Here is a 16,842-nt window from a genome sequence, read left to right as displayed (position 1 = left end):
GGGTTGCCACCGGGCCGCGCGTGACGTTTCTTCCTCCGAAACGGCGGAGGGGCCATGGACGATCCCGATCTGATCCTGCGCAACGGGCGCTTCGTCACGCCAGAGGGCGTGGTCGAAGGCGATCTAGGGGTGCGGGCAGGCCGCATCGCCTCGGTCGGGGTGGCGGCGGGCACAGCACCCGAAGTGGACGCACAGGGTCGCTGGGTGATGCCGGGCGGCGTCGACGTACATGCCCACGTGGAACAGATGTCCGGCATGGGCCTGATGAACGCGGATACCTGGGAAAGCGCCAGCCGCTCGGCGGCGATGGGGGGCACCACGACGGTCGTGGCCTTTGCGGCGCAGGCCAAGGGGCAGGGCCTGGCCCGGACCGTTGACGACTACACCGCGCGGGCGCGGCGCGGGGCGGCCATCGACCATGCCTTCCACATGATCGTCAGCGACCCAGCCGTCGCCGATTTCGAGGCCGATCTCGCCCGTCTGGTGGGGCAGGGGCACCGGTCGATCAAGCTGTTCACGACCTACAATATCCGTCTGGATGACGGCCAGATCCTGCGCCTGATGCAACTGGCCCGGGACCTGGACGCGCTGGTCTGCGTCCATGCCGAAACCGATGCGATCCTGACCGAGGCCAAGGCCCGCCTGCTGGCGCAGGGCCGGACCGCCCCGCGCGACCACGCCGCGTCGCACCCCCCCATGGCCGAGGTGGAGGCGGTGGCGCGGATGTGTCGTTTTGCCGAATACACCGGGGCGCGGGTCATGCTGTTCCATATCTCGACCGCCGAGGGGGCGGATGTGGTCCGCCGGGCGCAGGCGCGCGGCGTGCCTGTGATGGCCGAAACCTGCCCGCACTATCTGTTCATGGACGAAACCGTGCTGGACCGTCCGGGGTTGGAGGGGGCGAAGTGGATGTGCTCTCCGCCGCAAAGGACACCTGCCGATCAGGCCGCTCTCTGGGCGGCGCTGACGGACGGGACGCTGTCGGTGGTGTCGTCGGACCACGCGCCCTATCGCCATGACGCCTCGGGCAAGCTGTCTGCGGGGCCGCAGGCCCGTTTCGATCAGATTGCCAACGGGTTGCCGGGGCTGGAAACGCGGCTGCCGCTGATGTTCGATGCGATGATGCGGCCTGACGGGCTGGGCCCGGAGGCTTTCGCAAGGCTCACCGCCACGGCACCTGCCACGGCCCACGGCCTGCCCGGCAAGGGGGCCATCGCACCTGGAATGGACGCCGATCTGGTGATCTGGGACGCGGACCGCGCGGTGACCTATGGCGCGGACGATCTGCACGACAACGTGGGCTACAACCCGTGGCATGGCCATCGCGTGACCGGCTGGCCTGTCCATGTCTTGCTGCGCGGACGAACCGTGATGCGGGACGGGGTCTATCATGGCGCGCCGGGTGCGGGCCGTTGGGTGTCACGGATAAAGGGACAATCATGACCGACCGACCCGAAGGCCCCGCCGAGCTGGCCATCACGTTCCTCTATTACCGCGACCTGCCTGCGGCGATGCGTTTCTACGAAGGGGTGCTGGGCCTGCCGCTGGCCATCGATCAGGGGTGGTGCAAGATCTATCGCATTTGCCCCGGTGCCCACGTCGGGCTGGTGGACGAGGCGCGGGGCATGAACAAATGGCAGGCGCAAAAGCCCGTGCAGCTTTGCCTGCGGGTGGCCGATGTGGACGGGTGGCATGGCTATGCCCGGTCGCAGGCCCTGACCGATCTGTCGGAGCTGTTCGAGAACGACGCGCTGGGCATCCGCGCCTTCGTCTTTCGCGACCCGGAGGGCTATCAGATCGAGATCCAGACCGCGACGCGGCCGGGCGCATGACCCTGATCGTCATCAATCCCAACGCGTCTGACCGGGTGACGGCGGGCATCGACGCCGCCGTCGCGCCCCTGCGCGCCTGGGGGTCGGAGATCCGGTGCCTGACCCTGCCCGAGGGCCCGCCGGGCATCGAGAGCCAGCAGCAGGCCGATCTGACCATCGCGCCGATGCTGCGACTGGCGGCGGCGCAGACCGATGCGACCGGGTATGTCATCGCCTGTTTCGGCGATCCCGGCCTGCATGCCCTGCGCGACCAGACCGACCAGCCGGTTGTGGGCATACAAGAGGCGGCGGTGATGACCGCGCTGACCCTGGGGCAGCGTTTCGGCGTCATCGCGATCCTGCCTGCGTCCATCCCGCGCCACCTTCGGGCCTTTGGCGCTATGGGGGTGACCAACCGGTTGGCGGGGGACCGGGCGCTGGGCCTCGGCGTGGCGGACCTGGCGGATGCGGACCGGACCGTGGCGGCCATGGTTGCCACCGGGCGGCGCCTTCGGGACGACGACGGGGCCGATGTGCTGATCATGGGCTGCGCGGGGATGGCGCAATACCGCGCCCATCTGGAAACGGAATGCGGCCTGCCGGTGGTGGAACCCTGTCAGGCCGGGGTGGCGATGGCGCTGGGGCAGATCGCATTGGGATTGAGGGGGAAACGTCATGTTGAATGAAACCGCCAAAGGCGTCTTTACGATCGCGGTGACGCCCTTTCTGCCCGATGGGGCAATTGATTGGGACAGCGTCGATCGCATGGTCGATTTCTACATCGAGGCCGGGGCGACCGGCCTGACCATCCTTGGTATGATGGGCGAGGCCGGAAAGCTCACCGCAGAGGAATCCGTGGCCTTGGTCCGCCGCGTGGTGGCACGGGCCTCGGTGCCGGTGGTGGTCGGCGTCTCGGCCCCCGGCTTTGCCGCGATGCACGCCTTGTCCGAGGCATCGATGGAAACGGGGGCGGCGGGCGTCATGGTCGCGCCACCGGGATCGCTGCGCAGCGACGACCAGATCGAGGGCTACTACCGGCAGGTCGGCGCGGCGCTGGGCCCGGTGCCGTTCGTGTTGCAGGATTTCCCGCTGGCGACCGGCGTGCAGATCCCGACCAAGGTCATTGTCCGCATCATCGAAGACGTGCCGACCTGCGTGATGCTCAAGCACGAAGATTGGCCGGGGTTGGAAAAGATCAGCGCCCTGCGCGCGGCCTCGGCGGCGGGTGGCCGGCGGATCTCGATCCTGTGTGGGAACGGAGGGCTGTATCTGCTGGAAGAGATACTGCGCGGTGCCGATGGCGCGATGACCGGCTTCGGCTATCCAGAGATGATGTCCCGCGTGGTCGCGGCCGTGGCAACGGACGAGGGCCGCGCACGCGATATCTTTGACGCCTACATGCCGATGATCCGGTACGAGGCGCAGCCGGGTCTGGGTCTTGCGATCCGCAAGCACACGCTGGCCAGCCGGGGGGTCATTGCCCACCCGACCCTGCGCCAACCGGGGGCCAGCCTGAGCGATGCGGCGCGCGCCGAGGTGGACGCGCTGGCCTTGCGTCAGGCGGCGAAACTGCGGGCGCTCGACCTCGACTGAGGCGGAATTGGCGACGGCGGCCACAGCGTCGCGGATCCGGCAACGAAGGCCCCGCCTGCCGCCAGGTTAAAGCGGATCGGTTCGATACAGGCGCACGCGCAGACCGCCGTGGGCGACCGGGGCGCTTTCGTCGGCGAAGGGCAGGCCGGTCGCGTGGGCCAGCGATGCCTCGCTTGTGATGATGCCAACGCGCCACCCCTGAAACCGGGTCTTCAACGTCTGACCCAGTGCGCCGTGCAACCCGTAAAGCGGCTTCTTGTCGCCGATCCGCCCGCCGTAGGGCGGGTTGACGATGACCAGTCCGGGCGGGCCGTCGGGTGCGGTCAGGTCACTGACCGGGATCTTTTCGAAACTGCACAGCGCGCCCAATCCCGCCCTGTCCGCATTCGCGCGGGCGGCCCCAAAGGATCCGGCATCGCGGTCTGACCCGTAAAACCGCAGGTCGGGCAGGGGGGCGGGGGGCTGGTCCTTTTCCGCGGCCCAGGCATCGGCGTCGTGACCTGCCAGCAACTCGAAAGCAAAGGCGCGGGCACGGCCGGGGTGCAGTCCGGCGGCGATCTCGGCGGCCTCGATCACGAAGGTGCCGGACCCGCACATCGGATCCACAACCGTTTCGCGCCCGGTATAGCCGCAGGCGGCCAGGAACATCGCGGCCATGGTTTCGCGCATCGGGGCCTTGCCCACGGCCTGTTTGTGGCCGCGTTTGTGCAAAGGTTCGCCCGAGGTGTCGATGCTGAGGATCACCAGGTTGTCGTCGATCCGCGCCCGAACGGTGACGGCGGCCTTGGGGTCGATTGGGGCACCCAATTCCTCGGAAATGGCGCGTTCGATGCGTTCCTGCGCCGCGCCCGCGTGATAGATCTTCGACTTGCGGTTGGTCGCGACCTCGACCCGGACCGGCACGTCCGGGCGCAGAACATCGCCCCAGGGGAACTTGCGCGCGCGCTTGTCCAGCTGCGCCAGGTGAAAGGCCCGGAATTCACCGATCCGCGCGGTCACCCGCCCGGCCCCGCGCAGCACCAGATTGGCGCGCCGCACCTCGGGCCAGCCGCCCTGGATCGTGACGCCGCCGGGCACCACGGTGGGGGTGGCAAAGCCCTTGGCGCGGACCTCTTCGGCCAGCACGGTTTCCAGGCCGGGCGGGGCCATCAGGAAAATCTCGAAATCACTCATTCCGGCGGCTTAGCGCCTTCGACCGGGGGCGGATAGCGGAATTGTTGGACTTGGGGCCGCCGCGCCCCACCTCTCGCCCTGCACAACAGGGAGACGAGCATGATTGCACAGGACACCACCGCCTTTCACCGCAGCCGCCTGGAGGCAGAGATGGCGCGCGCCCGCGCCGCCGTCGAGGCGGGCGCGGACCATGCGCGGCGTACCGGTGGGACGATGCCCAAAAGCGACCCCGAAGACCTGGAGGCGCGGCTTTGGGCGCAGGGGGGCTATTGGGCGATGCTGTTTTGCATCTGGTTCGTGTTCCTGGCCCCTATCGCCCTGCTGCTGTCGGTCTGGGACTGACGCCTCGGCCGGGTCGGCTCAGCCGGTCTGGCCCAGTGCCAAGCCGGGATAGAGCGGCTCATAGATCGGTTCCAGCGTGGTGGTGTCGAACAGCGACGACACAGAGGTGCCGCCCCAGATGTTCAGGATCGCCTGGGTCAGCATCGGCGCGGTCGGCACGATGCGGATGTTCGCGCAATCCAGCACGGGCTGCGGCTGGTTGATCGAGTCGGTGATGACCAGGCTCTTGAGTTGCGAATTCGTGATCCGTTCCACCGCGGGGCCCGAGAGAACGCCGTGGGTGATATAGGCGTGAACCTCGGTCGCGCCCGCGTCGACCAGCACATCAGCCGCCTTGCACAGGGTTCCGGCGGTGTCGCAGATATCGTCGACGATGATGACCTTCTTGCCGGTCACATCGCCGATCACGGTCATCTCGGACACTTCGCCCGCCTTCTCGCGCCGTTTGTCCACGATCGACAACGGGGCGCTGATCCGCTGGGCCAGTTCGCGGGCACGGGCGACTCCGCCGACGTCCGGGCTGACGACCATCACATCGTCCATCTCGTCCTTGAAGTGGTGCATGATATCCAGCGCAAAGATCGGGCTGGCATAGAGGTTATCCACCGGGATATCGAAGAACCCCTGGATCTGCGCGGCATGCAGATCCATCGTCAGGACCCGCTCGATCCCGGAATTTGCGATCAGGTTGGCGACCAGCTTGGCGCTGATGGGTGTGCGGGCCTTGGTCCGGCGGTCCTGACGTGCATACCCGAAATAGGGGATCACGGCGGTGATCCGCGCGGCCGACGACCGGCGCAGCGCGTCCGAGATGATCAGAAGCTCCATCAGGTTGTCGTTGGCCGGGTTCGACGTGGGCTGGATGATGAACATGTCCTCGCCGCGCACGTTCTCGAAAACCTCGACGAAAATCTCCTGGTCGTTGAACCGTTCCACCCGTGCATCGACCAATCCGACCCGCATTCCCCGGTGGAGCGACATCCGCCGTGCGATGGCCTTGGCCAGGGGTCGGTTCGCGTTGCCGGAGATGAGCTTGGGATCGGGGGAGGGCATGGGCGCGCCTTTCGAGAGGATCGCCCGTCGAATCGCTGCCGGGCAGGAATAGCGTCCGCCTAACACCCGTCTGCTGTGCGGGGAACGCATATCCCCGCAAGAGGTGCAGATTGCGGCACGCTTGCACAATCGGATCGCAGTCCGGCGCGATTGCCCCGCCCCTGCGCACGGTCTAGGCCTTTGTCTGACCCAATCGGAGGCCCGCACCATGCAGATCGACTATTACCTCGCGACCATTTCGCCCTTTACCTATCTGACCGGCACCCGGTTGGAGGCGATTGCCCGGAAACACGGTGCGACTATCGCCTACAAGCCGATGTCGATCATGGACCTCTTTGGCCGGACCGGCGGCACGCCGCCCAAGGACCGCCACGAAAGCCGCAAGGCCTATCGGTTGATCGACATGCAGCGGTCGGCGGACAAGCTGGGCATGCCGATCAATCTGCAACCGGCCCATTGGCCAACCAACCCGGCACCCTCGTCCTACGCCGTGATCGCGGCGGCCAAGGACGGCTCTGGCGATCTGGGCGGACTGGTCGCGGGGATCACCCGCGCCTGCTGGGCCGAGGAACGTGACATCGCCCAGGACGACGTCATCGGCGACGTGCTTGAGGCGAACGGCTTCCCGCGGTCGCTGGTCACCAGTGGCATGCTGGAAGGGGCTGAAATCTATGCCCGCAACACCGAAGACGCGGTCGAGGCAGGCGTCTTCGGCGCGCCCTTCTTCATCGTGGACGGGCAGAAGTTCTGGGGCCAGGACAGCCTGGACGATCTGGACGCCTACCTCGCCACCAAGGGGTGACGCACGCCGGGTTCGGCCCCTTTCAAGGCTGGGCTGCGTACTGCGCGGACGCGTGGCACGTTCGTCCGATGTTCCGGGGCAAGGCGGTGTCCCGGAACGCTTGTCATCTGCCGTGACAGGGTGCCGGTAGGTTTGCCCGATCCACTGCGGTGGTGCGGGGGCAATCGCTGACGAAGGCTGGCTGGGGTGCGTTCGGGGCCGGTGTCGGCCGAAACGGCGACGCCATCTCGCCAACCGGACTGATGGCCGTATAAGGCCTCGGCCTTGCCACCCCATTCCATTCAGGGAGATTCGGAGGGCCCGACGCCGGGCCGGGCGCGGTGGCGGTGAACCGTGGCAACCGTCGGACATGTATTCCCGAGGACCTGTATGTACAGGTGGGCGCCAGGTAACACGACCAGGATCGTGCCAGAGCCAGCTCCCTCGGAGTTGCTTAAGGCCACCGGAATTATGCCCTGGTGACGCGAAGCACAGAAGCACCGCCACCGCGTCATCTAGTCGTCCCCCATGGGTCTGACAAGGTGCCGCGCGAAAGTGACTGGACGAATGTTTCTGATTTGTTCATGTTCGTCGAATGACCATGACCGATCTTCTGCCCGATCCGGGGCTTGCCCCCGGACAGCTGCTTGCACGGGGCGTGTGTCGCCATCTGCGCGACCATGACTTCGCCTGCCTGGAGGAATTCGTCCCCGACCGGGGCCTGCGCGTCGATGTGATGGCGCTGGGCCCGAAAGGAGAGCTGTGGATCGTGGAGTGCAAGTCAAGCCGGGCGGATTACACCTCGGACACGAAGTGGCAGGGCTATCTGCCTTTCGCCGACCGGTTTTTCTGGGCGGTCGATACGGCTTTCCCGGCAGAGGTGTTGCCGGCTGAGACGGGGCTGATCATCGCGGATGCCTTCGGGGCAGAGATGGTGCGAATGCCGCAGGCCACGCCGTTGGCCGCGGCGCGGCGCAAGGCGCAGACTGCTAAATTCGCACGATGCGCGGCGATCCGGTTGCAGGGGCTGCGCGATCCGATGGGGCGCGCGGCTGGCTGAGGCGCGATCACATTCCTGACGGGATATGGCTAGGTCAGGTGTCGCAACGCGCGCACGGCGGCCCATTCTGGTGCGGCTTCGCTGCGCGTCGTGGCAAAGGCGGCTGCCACCTGTCCTGACGGTCCGCGGTAAACCGCGCAGGTGGAAAATGGTCCGCCGCCGGAATGGCCCTCGACCGGGCCCAGCCCCGATGCCTCGCCCGCCATCAGGCCCAGGCCATAGTTGGCGGTCTGCCAGGGCCGTCCCGGCAGTGCCCCACCCAGCGGCGTCAGTCGGCGCAGCGCGCGCAAAGCATCTGGCGGCAAGAGCGTGCCGTCCAGAATACCGGCAACCATCCGCGCCGCGTCCCCCGGCGGCCCCATCAGGCAGCCATGATAGACCCAACCGTAGTCATAGCCGGCCAACCCCGGCAGATGTGGGCGCGGACAGCGTCCCTCGGCCAGGAAAGCAGCCTTGGCACCCACAGGGCTGAGGATCTCGGAGCGGAGCAGCGTCGAAAGACCGACACCCGCCGCATCCTGCAACCGCAGCCGCACAAGCAGGTAGCCGATGTTGGAATAGGCCCAGCGCTGGCCCGGCGGCGTCACCGGCACCCCGTCCCCGGTTCGCGCCAGCACTTCGGCCACTGACCAAGGCGACCGGTCATCGGCAACGGCGGCATGATAGCCGGGCAGGGCGGCATAACAGGGCACACCCGCCCGATGCGCCAAAAGGTCCCGCAGGGAATAGGCTTGCTCGTCCAGAGGCGCATCCAGATCCATCACGCCCTTGGCGGCCAGGCGCAGGGCACAGGCGGCGATGGCCAGTTTCGTCACGCTCCACCAGGGCCAGTCACGCCCGTCTCCGCCGCGCAGTCCCGCGACGGCAAGCGTGGCGGTCAGCGGCGGACCTTGGCGGCCATGGCGGCGGCGGCGCGGATTTCCTCGGCGATTTCCAGCGCCTCATCGGGTTCGAAATCCATCGGGATTTCGATTCCCGCCCCGTTGCCGGTGCCTTCGATGAACAGGCGGACCATCCCTGCGTCGGTCGGGCCGATCTGCAGGTTGGCTTCGATGTCGGATTCGTCGTTGATACCCATTCGGTTTGCCTAGACGCGGGCCGCGTCCCGCGCAAGTCTGAGGCATGGATATGATCACCTTTCGCGACCTGGAACCGGGGGATGCCGGTTGGGTCATGCAGCGCCACGGAGAGCTGTATTGGGCCGATGAAGGCTATGACATCCGGTTCGAAGGCCTGGTTGCCGCCATCCTGTCGGATTTCATCGCCAACAGGGGTCCGCAGGAACGCGCCTGGATCGCCGTCGATGCCAAAGGCCGGCGGCAGGGCTGCATCTTTTGCGTGCGGCCCAAGCCGGAGGTGGCCAAACTGCGGATGTTTCTGGTGGAACCCGCGCGGCGCGGCACCGGTCTGGCGCAGCAGTTGCTGGGCAAGGTCATCCACCACGCGCGGGCGACCGGGGCGGCCCGGCTGGTGCTGTGGACGCATCAAAGCCACCGGGCGGCCGGGCGGCTATATGCACGGACCGGGTTCGCGTTGATCCACGAAGCCCCGGTCGAGGCCTTTGGTCAGGCGACGGTGGAACAGACCTGGGAGTTGATGCTATAATTGACGCGCGCGGTCTTGCACCCCGGCGGGTGCTTCGCTAAAGCCGCGCCAGTGCCGGCGTAGCTCAGTAGGTTAGAGCGCCTGATTGTGGATCAGGAGGTCCCCCGTTCGAGCCGGGGCGCTGGTACCATTTCCCTCATCACCTCTTCGATCCATCTTCCGTGATGGTGATCAGGTGCATGAAGTCGACCTCCGCCCAGCCTGCCGACAGCTTGTAGCTGCGCAAATCGGCCTCTGGCCGGGTCAACATGTCCTGCCGGGCCATCTGGCGGATTCGCTTGTGCAGGGCCTCCAACTCTTCGGTGATCTGCCGCGCGGTGTCGGGGGCCATTCGACGGGTCAGGCTCAGGAAGGCCGTTCCCGGCGCATCCGCGCGATCTACAACCTCGCTCAGGAATCGCAGGTTCACCGCGCGCAGCATGGCATGCAACGGCCCGCGCCTGCGAAACCGGATCGGATGGCGCAGGCGCAGGCGAACCATACCATCCGTTGCGACTTCGGCCAGGCCCAGCCTTTCCAAGGCAAGCCCAAGCCGCAGCATGCGCCCGGCGGACAGGCCGAATTCTGCCTGGATGGTCGCCTGCGGAACATGGTCGCGCAACAGAATGAACAGGTGAAACAGCGAAGGATCGGCGGCCAGCGCGGCCTCTGTTTCGGGGGGCAATTCCACCGGTTCGGCGTCCGGGCGGGCGGCCCGATCCATCACCTCGGCCAGGGTCACGCCCAGCACATCGCAGATCTGCTCCACCCGGCTCAACTTGGCATCGCGCCCGGCAAACAGCCGCTTGATCGTCGGTTCCGAGACCGACAGCGCCCCCGCCAGATCCGCATAGGTCATGCCCCGCGCGCGCAACGCCAGCCGCAGGGTTTCAAAGATATCACCGCGCATGTCGATCCTTCTGAGTCGGGTCAGGGATCATCTGATGATCCCTTGCAGGCCAACTATGGCCGATTGGTCGCCCGGAACGCTACCCGAGGCGGGTCTTCAACGGAGAATACGATGAAAGTCACACCCGCATATCTGGCCACCGCCCTTGTTCTTGCCGCTGCCCCGGTCCTGGCAGAGCCGCTTTGGCGAGCGGAGGGTTTCGACATGCCCGAATCCGTCCTGTTCGATGCGCCGCGCAACCGTCTGATTGTCAGCGTCATGCAGGGGCATCCCGGTGCGGCGGATGGCAAGGGCGGGCTCGCGCTTCTCTCCGCGCAAGGCGTGGTGCTGGATGCGGATTGGGTCAACGGCATGGACGCGCCCAAGGGTCTGGCCTTGATGGGCGATCGGTTGTTGGTCGCGGATCTGACGCGTCTGCACGTGATCGACGTCGACACCGGGGCGGTGCTGGACAGCCTGACGTCACGGGACATGGTTTTCTTGAACGATGTCACGGCGACCGCAGACGAGGCCTTTGTCAGCGACCTGATGACCGGCACGATCTGGCGCTATGCCGGGGGCACGTTGTTGCCCTGGCTGAACGACCCGGATCTGCCACATCCCAACGGATTGCTGATCGACGGCGATGACCTGTTGGTCGCGACCTGGGGCAAGGGTTTGCGCGAGGATTTCTCGACCGAGACGCCCGGCGATCTGATTGCCATTTCGCGCGCCGATCAGTCACAGCGCGTCCTGGCGGCGGGGCTGGGCAACCTTGACGGTGTCGCGCGACTGGGGGCGTCACTCTATGTCAACGACTGGGTGACCGGCGCGCTCTTTGCCGTGACCGAAGGTCAGGCCGCACAGGTCGCGACCGGCCCGGCGGGCCTGGCCGACATCGCCCCTGGTCCGGATGGTCTGTTGATGCCGCTGATGCTGGACGGCGCGGTCGAAGGCTGGTCGGTCCCCTGACGTTTATTGCAGGTCGCCAAAGGCGGCCTGCATCCGTCTGACCGCCTCTTCGACATTGGCGCGGGGCGTGGCGATGTTGAACCGCAGGAAATCCTCGCCACCCTTGCCAAAGGTCGGCCCGTGGTTGGCCGCGATCCTGGCGGTCTTCTGAACCCGATCGGTGAATTCCGCACGCGCCATCCCGGTGCCCGAAAAATCGACCCAGCTGAGGTAGGTGGCCTGCATCGGCACCGACGACAGGCCCGGAATCGCATTGATGCCCGCATCGAACAGTTGGCGGTTGCCATCCAGATAGGTGATCAGGGCGTCGACCCAGGCGGCGCCTTCCTCGGAATAGGCCGCCGTGGTCATGTGCAATCCGAACGAATTGGGCGACAGGCCCAATGCGGACATCTTGCCTGCGAACCGCGCCCGCAGATCAGGGTCCGCCACGATGACATTGCCCGTGTGGCTGCCCGCGATGTTGAAGGTCTTGGTCGTGGCCGTCATCATCACCAGCCGGTCGGCGATGCCGTCGATATTGGCCATGGGGATATGCGTGGCACCGGGATAGACCAGATCGTGGTGAATCTCGTCCGATACCAGGATCAGATCGTGGCGGCGGGCAAAGGCGGCAAAGCCCTCCAGCTCTGCCTTGGTCCAGACCCGCCCATTGGGATTGTGCGGCGAGCAGAGGATCATCATCTTGGCACCTGCGCCGTCCATCTGGGCATCCCAGGCGTCGAAATCGGGGGTATAGGTGGTGCCGTCATAGGCCAGTTCGCATTCCACGACGCGGCGGTTGTTGGCGCGGATCACCCGTTCAAAGGCATGGTAGACCGGCGTGAACAACACCACGCCATCGCCGGGCGCGGTATAGGTGTCGACGCAAAGCGCCGTGCCGTTCACCAACCCATGGGTCGAAAAGATCGCGTCCGCCTCCAGGTCCCAGCCGTGCCGCGTCCGCATCCACCATCGGATCGCCTCCCGGTAGGGGCCTTCGTCTGCGAAATAGCCAAAGATCCCGTGATCCAGCTGCGCCTTCAGCGCCTCGGCCACGCAAGCGGGCGGGCGGAAGTCCATGTCGGCCACCCACATCGCCAGTCCATCGTCTTTCGGCACGCCATAGATCGGCTCCATCGCGTCCCATTTGGAGCAATGGGTGTCGCGGCGGTCGATGATCGGGTCGAAACGAGGATCGGCGGTCATGGTTGCTCCTGCATAGGTTCAGGCAGGTCTGGCAGGCAGGGCAGGGGCTTGCAAGGCGCGCAGGCGCACAGAATTGTGCGCAACACAATCGGGCTCGGCTGCCGGTTGCGCGCCTGTGCCGCGCGGCTTATCTGCCGGGGCATGAAACGCCCGATCCTGATCCACCCCGATCCGCGCCTGAAACAGGTGGCCAAACCCGTGGCCGACCTGTCCGATGACCTTCGCACCCTGGCCGACGACATGCTGGAAACGATGTACGACGCCCCCGGCATCGGTCTGGCCGCGCCGCAGCTGGGCCTCGCCCATCGTTTGATCGTTCTGGACTGCATCAAGGAGGAGGGGGAGGCCCCGCGCCCCCTGATCATGTTCAACCCGGAGGTCATTGCCGCCAGCGACGAAACCAGCGTCTACGAAGAAGGCTGCCTGTCCATCCCCGATCAATACGGCGAGGTGACCCGCCCCGCCGAGGTCACCGTTCGCTGGATCGACCGCGACGGGGCCGAGCAGACCGAGACGATGGACGGTCTGTGGGCAACCTGCGTCCAGCATGAGATCGACCACCTGGAGGGCAAGCTGTTCATCGACTACCTGAAGCCGCTGCGCCGCCAGATGATCACCCGCAAGATGGTCAAGCTGAAGCGTGAACGCGCGCGTGCCTGACCCCTACGCGCCCCGCCCCCGCGCCCGCCTGGCCGATGGGGAGTTGTGGGGCGTACCGGTCAAGATGCACTGGATCGACGCCGAAGGGCAGGCCGCGCCGCCTGCCTCGCTGCTGCGGGGGGCCTGGGCGCAGGTCGCCGAGGGGCTGCCCGACGCCATGGCACGCGAAGGCGGGGCAGAAGGGGCCGCTTTTTGTATTCTGCATCGGGGACATGACGGCATCTGGTTGCTGATGGACTGGTGGGCGCATGGCGACATCCTGTGCCAGCGGCTCGCCCGTGCGGATCCGGGCTACAATGTCTTTGACTGGGTCGACGATCGCCCGCTGATGGCCTGCCTCTGGGAGCTGGAGGTCATCGCACAGGAACGGCAGGCCTATATCGATCACATGATGCGCCCGCATCCCAACCGCGCCGCCTGGCTTGCGGCCTGACACGGCGTTGGGACGGGGCGCGGCCCTGGTCTTCTTCTTGGCAACAATACTCGACCCTGGCGCACGCTCGGCTTGCGGTCCCTGCCTGTCCGGGTCACCTATTGGCCCATGCTGACGATCCGCTTGCACCCCGATCCGATCCTGCGCGCGCCCTGTGCGCCTGTCACCGGCGATGTGACGGATCTTGCACGTGACATGCTTGCGGCGATGTACGCCGCCCCTGGCCGAGGTCTCGCCGCCCCGCAGGTGGGCCGCGCGTTGCGCCTGTTTGTGATGGATTGCACCTGGAAAGAGGGTCTGCCGGACCCTCGCGTCTTTGTGAACCCGGTGGTCACGGGCCGCGCGGGCAGGCAGGTCAATACCGAGGGCTGCCTGTCCATTCCCGACACGCCCCGTCGGGTGGCACGGGCGGCACGTGTGACATTGGCCTTCGACGCGGCGGGGGGACGCCGGAGCGAGACCTTCACCGGCTTTGCCGCCGCCTGCGTCCTGCATGAGATGGACCATCTGGACGGTGTGCTGATCCTCGATCACCCGGAGGTTGCCGACCCCTGCTAGGCGACGACCGGCAAGCAGTGCAGGGGAACCTGCGCCAGATCGGTGTGACGGGGCTCCCATGCGAGGCGCGCGCGCAGTTTCGCGCTCGACATGCGCTGGGTCAGCGCAGGCCCCTCGGCCCAGTCGCCGACTCGGGAGCGGGCCTCGGACAGTGGCAGGAACCGATGGCGCGCCGGGCGGCCCATCCGGCGGGCCAGTGTCGCGACGATCTCGGTCACCGCGACGCCCTCCTGCGCGGCGGCGTTCCAATGACCCGCCGGTTCGGGTGTTTCCAGCACGAGGCGGTAGGCGCGCGCCAGATCTTTCGCGTGGATCAGCGGCCAGCGCGCACCGACCCCGCCCCAGATCGTCGCCGCTCCCCCTGCCGCGATTTCTTGGATCAGACGTCGCAAGGCGCCGCCCCCGGCATCATAGACCATCGCAGGATGCACCATGGCCGGAGCGAGTTCCGCCGCCGCCTGCGCCAATGCCATGCTGCGGGTCATCCAGCCGAAGGCCGGGATCGGGGCGAAGGGCGTCGATTCGGTCGCAATTCCCCCGCCCGTGTCGCCATAGAGCCAGCAGCCGCCGGTCAGCAACAGCCGCAGGGATACAGCGCGCCCGGCGTTGGCCCGTGCCAGAGCTTCGATAGCCAAGTGGTCCACCGGCCCCATGTCGGCTTCGAAGGTAGCGGCGCAGTGCACGACCGCATCGAACCCCCGCGTGGCCGCGCTCCAGGTATCGGGTGCTCTCAGGTCGCCGCTGAGCACCTTGTGGCCAGCCGCGGTCAGACGGGCCGCCGCGGTGGTGCCGCGGGCAAGGCCCGTGACCCGATGCCCCGCTGCCGCCAGCTCCGTCGCCACGGCGCGGCCGATCAGCCCCGTTGCTCCCAGGATCAATACCCGCATATCCGTCTCCATCGTCGTTCTGGTTGCAGGTCTGCGACCTCGACCATGGTCGAGGTCAAGCCCTTTGCGCGCTGGACCTCCGGGCCGGTTTGCGCCACCTAACGCTCATGACGCACCGCCCCTTTCTGCGCTGGCCCGACCGGCGCCTGACAACCCCCGCCGCCCCTGTGGATACGGTGACCGACGAAACCCGCGCCATCTGGGCCGAGATGGTCGAGGCGATGCGCGCCATGCCGGGCGTGGGCCTGGCCGCGCCGCAACTGGGCATCCCGCAACGTCTGGCCATCGTCGATGACGACGGCAAAGGCGTCACCTATCTGGCCAATCCGCGCATCCTGCATGCCTCGGGCCAGTTTCGCGAACACGTGGAAGCCTCGCCCAACCTGCCTGGCGTTTCGGCTGTCGTGAAACGCCCCCGCGCCGTTACGGTGGCCTACCTGGATGAGACGGGAACCCAGCAAGAGACGGATTTCGTTATGCTGCGCGCGACATCGGTGCAGCATCAGATCGACCATCTGGACGGCAAGCTCTATATCCATCGCCTGTCGAAATTGAAACGCGACATGCTGCTGAAGAAAGCCGCGCGGATCGTTTGAGGCATGGCGGGGACAGGCCCCGCCCTGAGGGGAGGCGCAGATGCGTGTGATTTTCATGGGAACGCCCGAGTTCTCGGTCCCGGTGCTGGATGCGCTGGCCGAGGTGCATGAGGTCGTGGCCGTCTACAGCCAGCCCCCGCGGCCTTCGGGGCGGGGCAAGAAACTGCGCCCGTCGCCCGTGCAGGCCCGCGCCGAGTCGCTGGGGCTGGAGGTGCGCCATCCGAAAACGTTGCGCGATGCCCAGACCCAGGCCGAATTCACCGCGTTGCAGGCGGACGTGGCCGTGGTCGTGGCCTACGGGCTGATCCTGCCGCAGGCGGTGCTGGACGCGCCCCGGCTGGGTTGCGTGAACATCCACGCCTCGCTGTTGCCACGCTGGCGCGGGGCGGCCCCTATTCACCGGGCCATCATGGCGGGCGACCGGCGCACGGGCGTCTGCATCATGCAGATGGAGGCCGGGCTGGACACCGGCCCGGTCCTGATGCGCGAGGCCACAGACATCGGCGAGACCGAGACCACGGGCGATCTGCACGACCGCCTGTCAGAGATGGGCGCGCGTCTGATCGGGCGCGTCTTGCCGCAGTTGGCCACGTTGTCGCCGGTGGCGCAACCGGTGGACGGCGTGACCTACGCCGACAAGATCGACAAGGCCGAGGCGGCGATCGACTGGACCCTGGCGGCCCCCGCCATTGCCCGGCAGATCAACGGCCTGTCGCCGTTTCCGGGCGCCTTCGTGTCCCGCGACGGCGGCCGGCTGAAACTGTTGCGCGCCCAGGCCATTGCAGACGAGGGCCAGGCCGCGCCGGGCACGTTGGCCGAAGGACCGGGCCTGCGTGTGGGCACGGGGGCGGGTCTGGTCGACCTGCTGGAGGTGCAGCCCGCGGGCCGCGGCCCCATAGCCGGCAGCGACTGGATCAACGGGGCGAGACTGGACCCCGGCGACGCGCTGTCGGAGTGACCCTTGCGCGCCGATACCCGGTCCGCAATCCTGCCCACTGACCGCAACGGAGGTCGCATGTTTCCAACGCTGATCGGAACTGTCGTGATTGCAGGCATCGTGGGGTATGCTGCGGAGCGCACGGGCTTTACGCATAACGGGATCCTGCCCAGCATCATCATTTGCGTGGGCGGGGCCTTTGTCTTCTACTTCGTGGCGCTGATGTTCGGCTTCGGGTTCGGCTCTCCGGGGTTGAATGCGATCCTGGCGTCGGTCGGGGCCCTGATCGTCGTGCCGACCCATTGGCGGCGATAGCCGGGGGCCA

Annotated in this window: 22 protein-coding genes and 1 tRNA gene; 16 read left to right on the top strand and 7 right to left on the bottom strand. The window is 67.0% G+C overall.

Features of this window, described 5'->3' with window-relative positions; genetic code table 11:
• Nucleotides 1-54: 54 nt before the first annotated feature.
• From hydA to K3551_RS16365, 4 genes are read left to right on the top strand one after another with little or no spacing between them, the layout of a single operon-like run.
• The gene (gene hydA, locus K3551_RS16380) at nt 55-1,443 is read left to right on the top strand and encodes a dihydropyrimidinase (RefSeq protein WP_259915734.1); all 1,389 of its coding nucleotides are present in this window, start codon (nt 55-57) and stop codon (nt 1,441-1,443) included.
• Nucleotides 1,440-1,832 (top strand): VOC family protein, encoded by a 393-nt coding sequence (locus K3551_RS16375; RefSeq protein WP_259915733.1) that lies wholly within the window; start codon nt 1,440-1,442, stop codon nt 1,830-1,832. Before hydA ends, K3551_RS16375 begins: the two co-directional genes overlap by 4 nt.
• Nucleotides 1,829-2,497: an aspartate/glutamate racemase family protein gene (locus tag K3551_RS16370; protein ID WP_259915731.1), complete on the top strand. Its 669-nt coding sequence runs from the start codon at nt 1,829-1,831 to the stop codon at nt 2,495-2,497. Before K3551_RS16375 ends, K3551_RS16370 begins: the two co-directional genes overlap by 4 nt.
• The gene (locus K3551_RS16365) at nt 2,487-3,404 is read left to right on the top strand and encodes a dihydrodipicolinate synthase family protein (protein WP_259915730.1); all 918 of its coding nucleotides are present in this window, start codon (nt 2,487-2,489) and stop codon (nt 3,402-3,404) included. The genes K3551_RS16370 and K3551_RS16365 overlap by 11 nt, the downstream gene beginning before the upstream one ends.
• Nucleotides 3,405-3,470: 66 nt before the next feature.
• On the opposite strand, the gene K3551_RS16360 is transcribed toward K3551_RS16365, so the two are convergent.
• Nucleotides 3,471-4,577 (bottom strand): class I SAM-dependent RNA methyltransferase, encoded by a 1,107-nt coding sequence (locus tag K3551_RS16360; RefSeq protein WP_259915729.1) that lies wholly within the window; start codon nt 4,575-4,577, stop codon nt 3,471-3,473.
• A gap of 99 nt (nt 4,578-4,676) precedes the next feature.
• On the opposite strand from K3551_RS16360, the gene K3551_RS16355 reads away from it, so the two are divergent.
• Nucleotides 4,677-4,919 carry a hypothetical protein gene (locus tag K3551_RS16355; RefSeq protein WP_259915728.1) on the top strand — a complete coding sequence of 81 codons (243 nt, stop codon included), beginning with the start codon at nt 4,677-4,679 and terminating at the stop codon, nt 4,917-4,919.
• A gap of 18 nt (nt 4,920-4,937) precedes the next feature.
• On the opposite strand, the gene K3551_RS16350 is transcribed toward K3551_RS16355, so the two are convergent.
• On the bottom strand, nt 4,938-5,972 hold the full coding sequence (locus K3551_RS16350; RefSeq protein ID WP_259915727.1) for a ribose-phosphate pyrophosphokinase: 1,035 nt from the start codon (nt 5,970-5,972) through the stop codon (nt 4,938-4,940).
• A gap of 208 nt (nt 5,973-6,180) precedes the next feature.
• Here K3551_RS16350 and K3551_RS16345 point away from each other — a divergent pair, with 208 nt between their 5' ends.
• The gene (locus K3551_RS16345; protein WP_259915725.1) at nt 6,181-6,774 is read left to right on the top strand and encodes a 2-hydroxychromene-2-carboxylate isomerase; all 594 of its coding nucleotides are present in this window, start codon (nt 6,181-6,183) and stop codon (nt 6,772-6,774) included.
• A 580-nt stretch (nt 6,775-7,354) separates the two neighbouring features.
• Nucleotides 7,355-7,813, top strand: a complete 459-nt coding sequence (locus K3551_RS16340; protein ID WP_259919658.1) for an MmcB family DNA repair protein — start codon at nt 7,355-7,357, stop codon at nt 7,811-7,813.
• A gap of 29 nt (nt 7,814-7,842) precedes the next feature.
• On the opposite strand, the gene K3551_RS16335 is transcribed toward K3551_RS16340, so the two are convergent.
• Nucleotides 7,843-8,667: a serine hydrolase gene (locus K3551_RS16335; protein WP_259919656.1), complete on the bottom strand. Its 825-nt coding sequence runs from the start codon at nt 8,665-8,667 to the stop codon at nt 7,843-7,845.
• A 23-nt stretch (nt 8,668-8,690) separates the two neighbouring features.
• Nucleotides 8,691-8,891 carry a DUF6324 family protein gene (locus tag K3551_RS16330; RefSeq protein WP_259915720.1) on the bottom strand — a complete coding sequence of 67 codons (201 nt, stop codon included), beginning with the start codon at nt 8,889-8,891 and terminating at the stop codon, nt 8,691-8,693.
• A 44-nt stretch (nt 8,892-8,935) separates the two neighbouring features.
• Between K3551_RS16330 and K3551_RS16325 the strand changes: the two genes are divergently transcribed.
• On the top strand, nt 8,936-9,418 hold the full coding sequence (locus tag K3551_RS16325) for a GNAT family N-acetyltransferase (protein ID WP_259915718.1): 483 nt from the start codon (nt 8,936-8,938) through the stop codon (nt 9,416-9,418).
• A gap of 53 nt (nt 9,419-9,471) precedes the next feature.
• Nucleotides 9,472-9,548: transfer RNA gene (locus tag K3551_RS16320), tRNA-His, on the top strand.
• Between the two features lie 9 nt (nt 9,549-9,557).
• Here K3551_RS16320 and K3551_RS16315 read toward each other — a convergent pair.
• Entirely contained in the window at nt 9,558-10,307 is a 750-nt protein-coding gene (locus tag K3551_RS16315; RefSeq protein ID WP_259915717.1) for a helix-turn-helix transcriptional regulator, read from the bottom strand.
• A 111-nt stretch (nt 10,308-10,418) separates the two neighbouring features.
• Between K3551_RS16315 and K3551_RS16310 the strand changes: the two genes are divergently transcribed.
• Nucleotides 10,419-11,258, top strand: a complete 840-nt coding sequence (locus K3551_RS16310; protein WP_259915715.1) for a hypothetical protein — start codon at nt 10,419-10,421, stop codon at nt 11,256-11,258.
• Nucleotides 11,259-11,261: 3 nt separating this feature from the next.
• Here K3551_RS16310 and K3551_RS16305 read toward each other — a convergent pair whose 3' ends face one another.
• Nucleotides 11,262-12,446 (bottom strand): MalY/PatB family protein, encoded by a 1,185-nt coding sequence (locus K3551_RS16305; RefSeq protein WP_259915714.1) that lies wholly within the window; start codon nt 12,444-12,446, stop codon nt 11,262-11,264.
• Between the two features lie 141 nt (nt 12,447-12,587).
• Between K3551_RS16305 and def (K3551_RS16300) the strand changes: the two genes are divergently transcribed.
• The 3 genes from def (K3551_RS16300) (at nt 12,588) to K3551_RS16290 (ending at nt 14,097) form a co-directional block, all read left to right on the top strand.
• A complete protein-coding gene (def, locus tag K3551_RS16300) occupies nt 12,588-13,106 on the top strand; it encodes a peptide deformylase (protein WP_259915712.1) in 519 nt (172 codons plus the stop codon).
• Nucleotides 13,099-13,539 carry a hypothetical protein gene (locus tag K3551_RS16295; protein ID WP_259915711.1) on the top strand — a complete coding sequence of 147 codons (441 nt, stop codon included), beginning with the start codon at nt 13,099-13,101 and terminating at the stop codon, nt 13,537-13,539. The genes def (K3551_RS16300) and K3551_RS16295 overlap by 8 nt, the downstream gene beginning before the upstream one ends.
• 108 nt (nt 13,540-13,647) lie before the next feature.
• Nucleotides 13,648-14,097 (top strand): peptide deformylase, encoded by a 450-nt coding sequence (locus tag K3551_RS16290; RefSeq protein ID WP_259915709.1) that lies wholly within the window; start codon nt 13,648-13,650, stop codon nt 14,095-14,097.
• Here the strand turns inward: K3551_RS16290 and K3551_RS16285 are convergent.
• A complete protein-coding gene (locus K3551_RS16285) occupies nt 14,094-14,984 on the bottom strand; it encodes an NAD-dependent epimerase/dehydratase family protein (RefSeq protein ID WP_259915708.1) in 891 nt (296 codons plus the stop codon). The genes K3551_RS16290 and K3551_RS16285 overlap by 4 nt on opposite strands.
• A 107-nt stretch (nt 14,985-15,091) precedes the next feature.
• Here K3551_RS16285 and def (K3551_RS16280) point away from each other — a divergent pair, with 107 nt between their 5' ends.
• Genes def (K3551_RS16280) through K3551_RS16270 form a run of 3 tightly spaced genes read left to right on the top strand, consistent with a single transcriptional unit; the run spans nt 15,092 to nt 16,832 of the window.
• Nucleotides 15,092-15,580: a peptide deformylase gene (def, locus tag K3551_RS16280; RefSeq protein ID WP_259915700.1), complete on the top strand. Its 489-nt coding sequence runs from the start codon at nt 15,092-15,094 to the stop codon at nt 15,578-15,580.
• A gap of 40 nt (nt 15,581-15,620) precedes the next feature.
• Nucleotides 15,621-16,538, top strand: coding sequence for a methionyl-tRNA formyltransferase (gene fmt, locus K3551_RS16275; protein WP_259915696.1), 918 nt, complete (start codon nt 15,621-15,623; stop codon nt 16,536-16,538).
• Nucleotides 16,539-16,595: 57 nt separating this feature from the next.
• Entirely contained in the window at nt 16,596-16,832 is a 237-nt protein-coding gene (locus K3551_RS16270; RefSeq protein WP_259915695.1) for a hypothetical protein, read from the top strand.
• Nucleotides 16,833-16,842: the final 10 nt, after the last annotated feature.

Source organism: Jannaschia sp. M317, assembly GCF_025141175.1.
Classification (GTDB): domain Bacteria; phylum Pseudomonadota; class Alphaproteobacteria; order Rhodobacterales; family Rhodobacteraceae; genus Jannaschia.
Note: the sequence above shows the minus strand (reverse complement) of the source record. Positions and strands in the feature narration are given on the sequence as shown.

Coding starts and splice junctions, on each gene's coding strand:
- hydA (WP_259915734.1), top strand. CDS start 55: ATGGACGATCCCGATCTGATCCTGCGCAACGGGCGCTTCGTCACGCCA.
- K3551_RS16375 (WP_259915733.1), top strand. CDS start 1,440: ATGACCGACCGACCCGAAGGCCCCGCCGAGCTGGCCATCACGTTCCTC.
- K3551_RS16370 (WP_259915731.1), top strand. CDS start 1,829: ATGACCCTGATCGTCATCAATCCCAACGCGTCTGACCGGGTGACGGCG.
- K3551_RS16365 (WP_259915730.1), top strand. CDS start 2,487: ATGTTGAATGAAACCGCCAAAGGCGTCTTTACGATCGCGGTGACGCCC.
- K3551_RS16360 (WP_259915729.1), bottom strand. CDS start 4,577: ATGAGTGATTTCGAGATTTTCCTGATGGCCCCGCCCGGCCTGGAAACC.
- K3551_RS16355 (WP_259915728.1), top strand. CDS start 4,677: ATGATTGCACAGGACACCACCGCCTTTCACCGCAGCCGCCTGGAGGCA.
- K3551_RS16350 (WP_259915727.1), bottom strand. CDS start 5,972: ATGCCCTCCCCCGATCCCAAGCTCATCTCCGGCAACGCGAACCGACCC.
- K3551_RS16345 (WP_259915725.1), top strand. CDS start 6,181: ATGCAGATCGACTATTACCTCGCGACCATTTCGCCCTTTACCTATCTG.
- K3551_RS16340 (WP_259919658.1), top strand. CDS start 7,355: ATGACCGATCTTCTGCCCGATCCGGGGCTTGCCCCCGGACAGCTGCTT.
- K3551_RS16330 (WP_259915720.1), bottom strand. CDS start 8,891: ATGGGTATCAACGACGAATCCGACATCGAAGCCAACCTGCAGATCGGC.
- K3551_RS16325 (WP_259915718.1), top strand. CDS start 8,936: ATGGATATGATCACCTTTCGCGACCTGGAACCGGGGGATGCCGGTTGG.
- K3551_RS16315 (WP_259915717.1), bottom strand. CDS start 10,307: ATGCGCGGTGATATCTTTGAAACCCTGCGGCTGGCGTTGCGCGCGCGG.
- K3551_RS16310 (WP_259915715.1), top strand. CDS start 10,419: ATGAAAGTCACACCCGCATATCTGGCCACCGCCCTTGTTCTTGCCGCT.
- K3551_RS16305 (WP_259915714.1), bottom strand. CDS start 12,446: ATGACCGCCGATCCTCGTTTCGACCCGATCATCGACCGCCGCGACACC.
- def (WP_259915712.1), top strand. CDS start 12,588: ATGAAACGCCCGATCCTGATCCACCCCGATCCGCGCCTGAAACAGGTG.
- K3551_RS16290 (WP_259915709.1), top strand. CDS start 13,648: ATGCTGACGATCCGCTTGCACCCCGATCCGATCCTGCGCGCGCCCTGT.
- K3551_RS16285 (WP_259915708.1), bottom strand. CDS start 14,984: ATGCGGGTATTGATCCTGGGAGCAACGGGGCTGATCGGCCGCGCCGTG.
- def (WP_259915700.1), top strand. CDS start 15,092: ATGACGCACCGCCCCTTTCTGCGCTGGCCCGACCGGCGCCTGACAACC.
- fmt (WP_259915696.1), top strand. CDS start 15,621: ATGCGTGTGATTTTCATGGGAACGCCCGAGTTCTCGGTCCCGGTGCTG.
- K3551_RS16270 (WP_259915695.1), top strand. CDS start 16,596: ATGTTTCCAACGCTGATCGGAACTGTCGTGATTGCAGGCATCGTGGGG.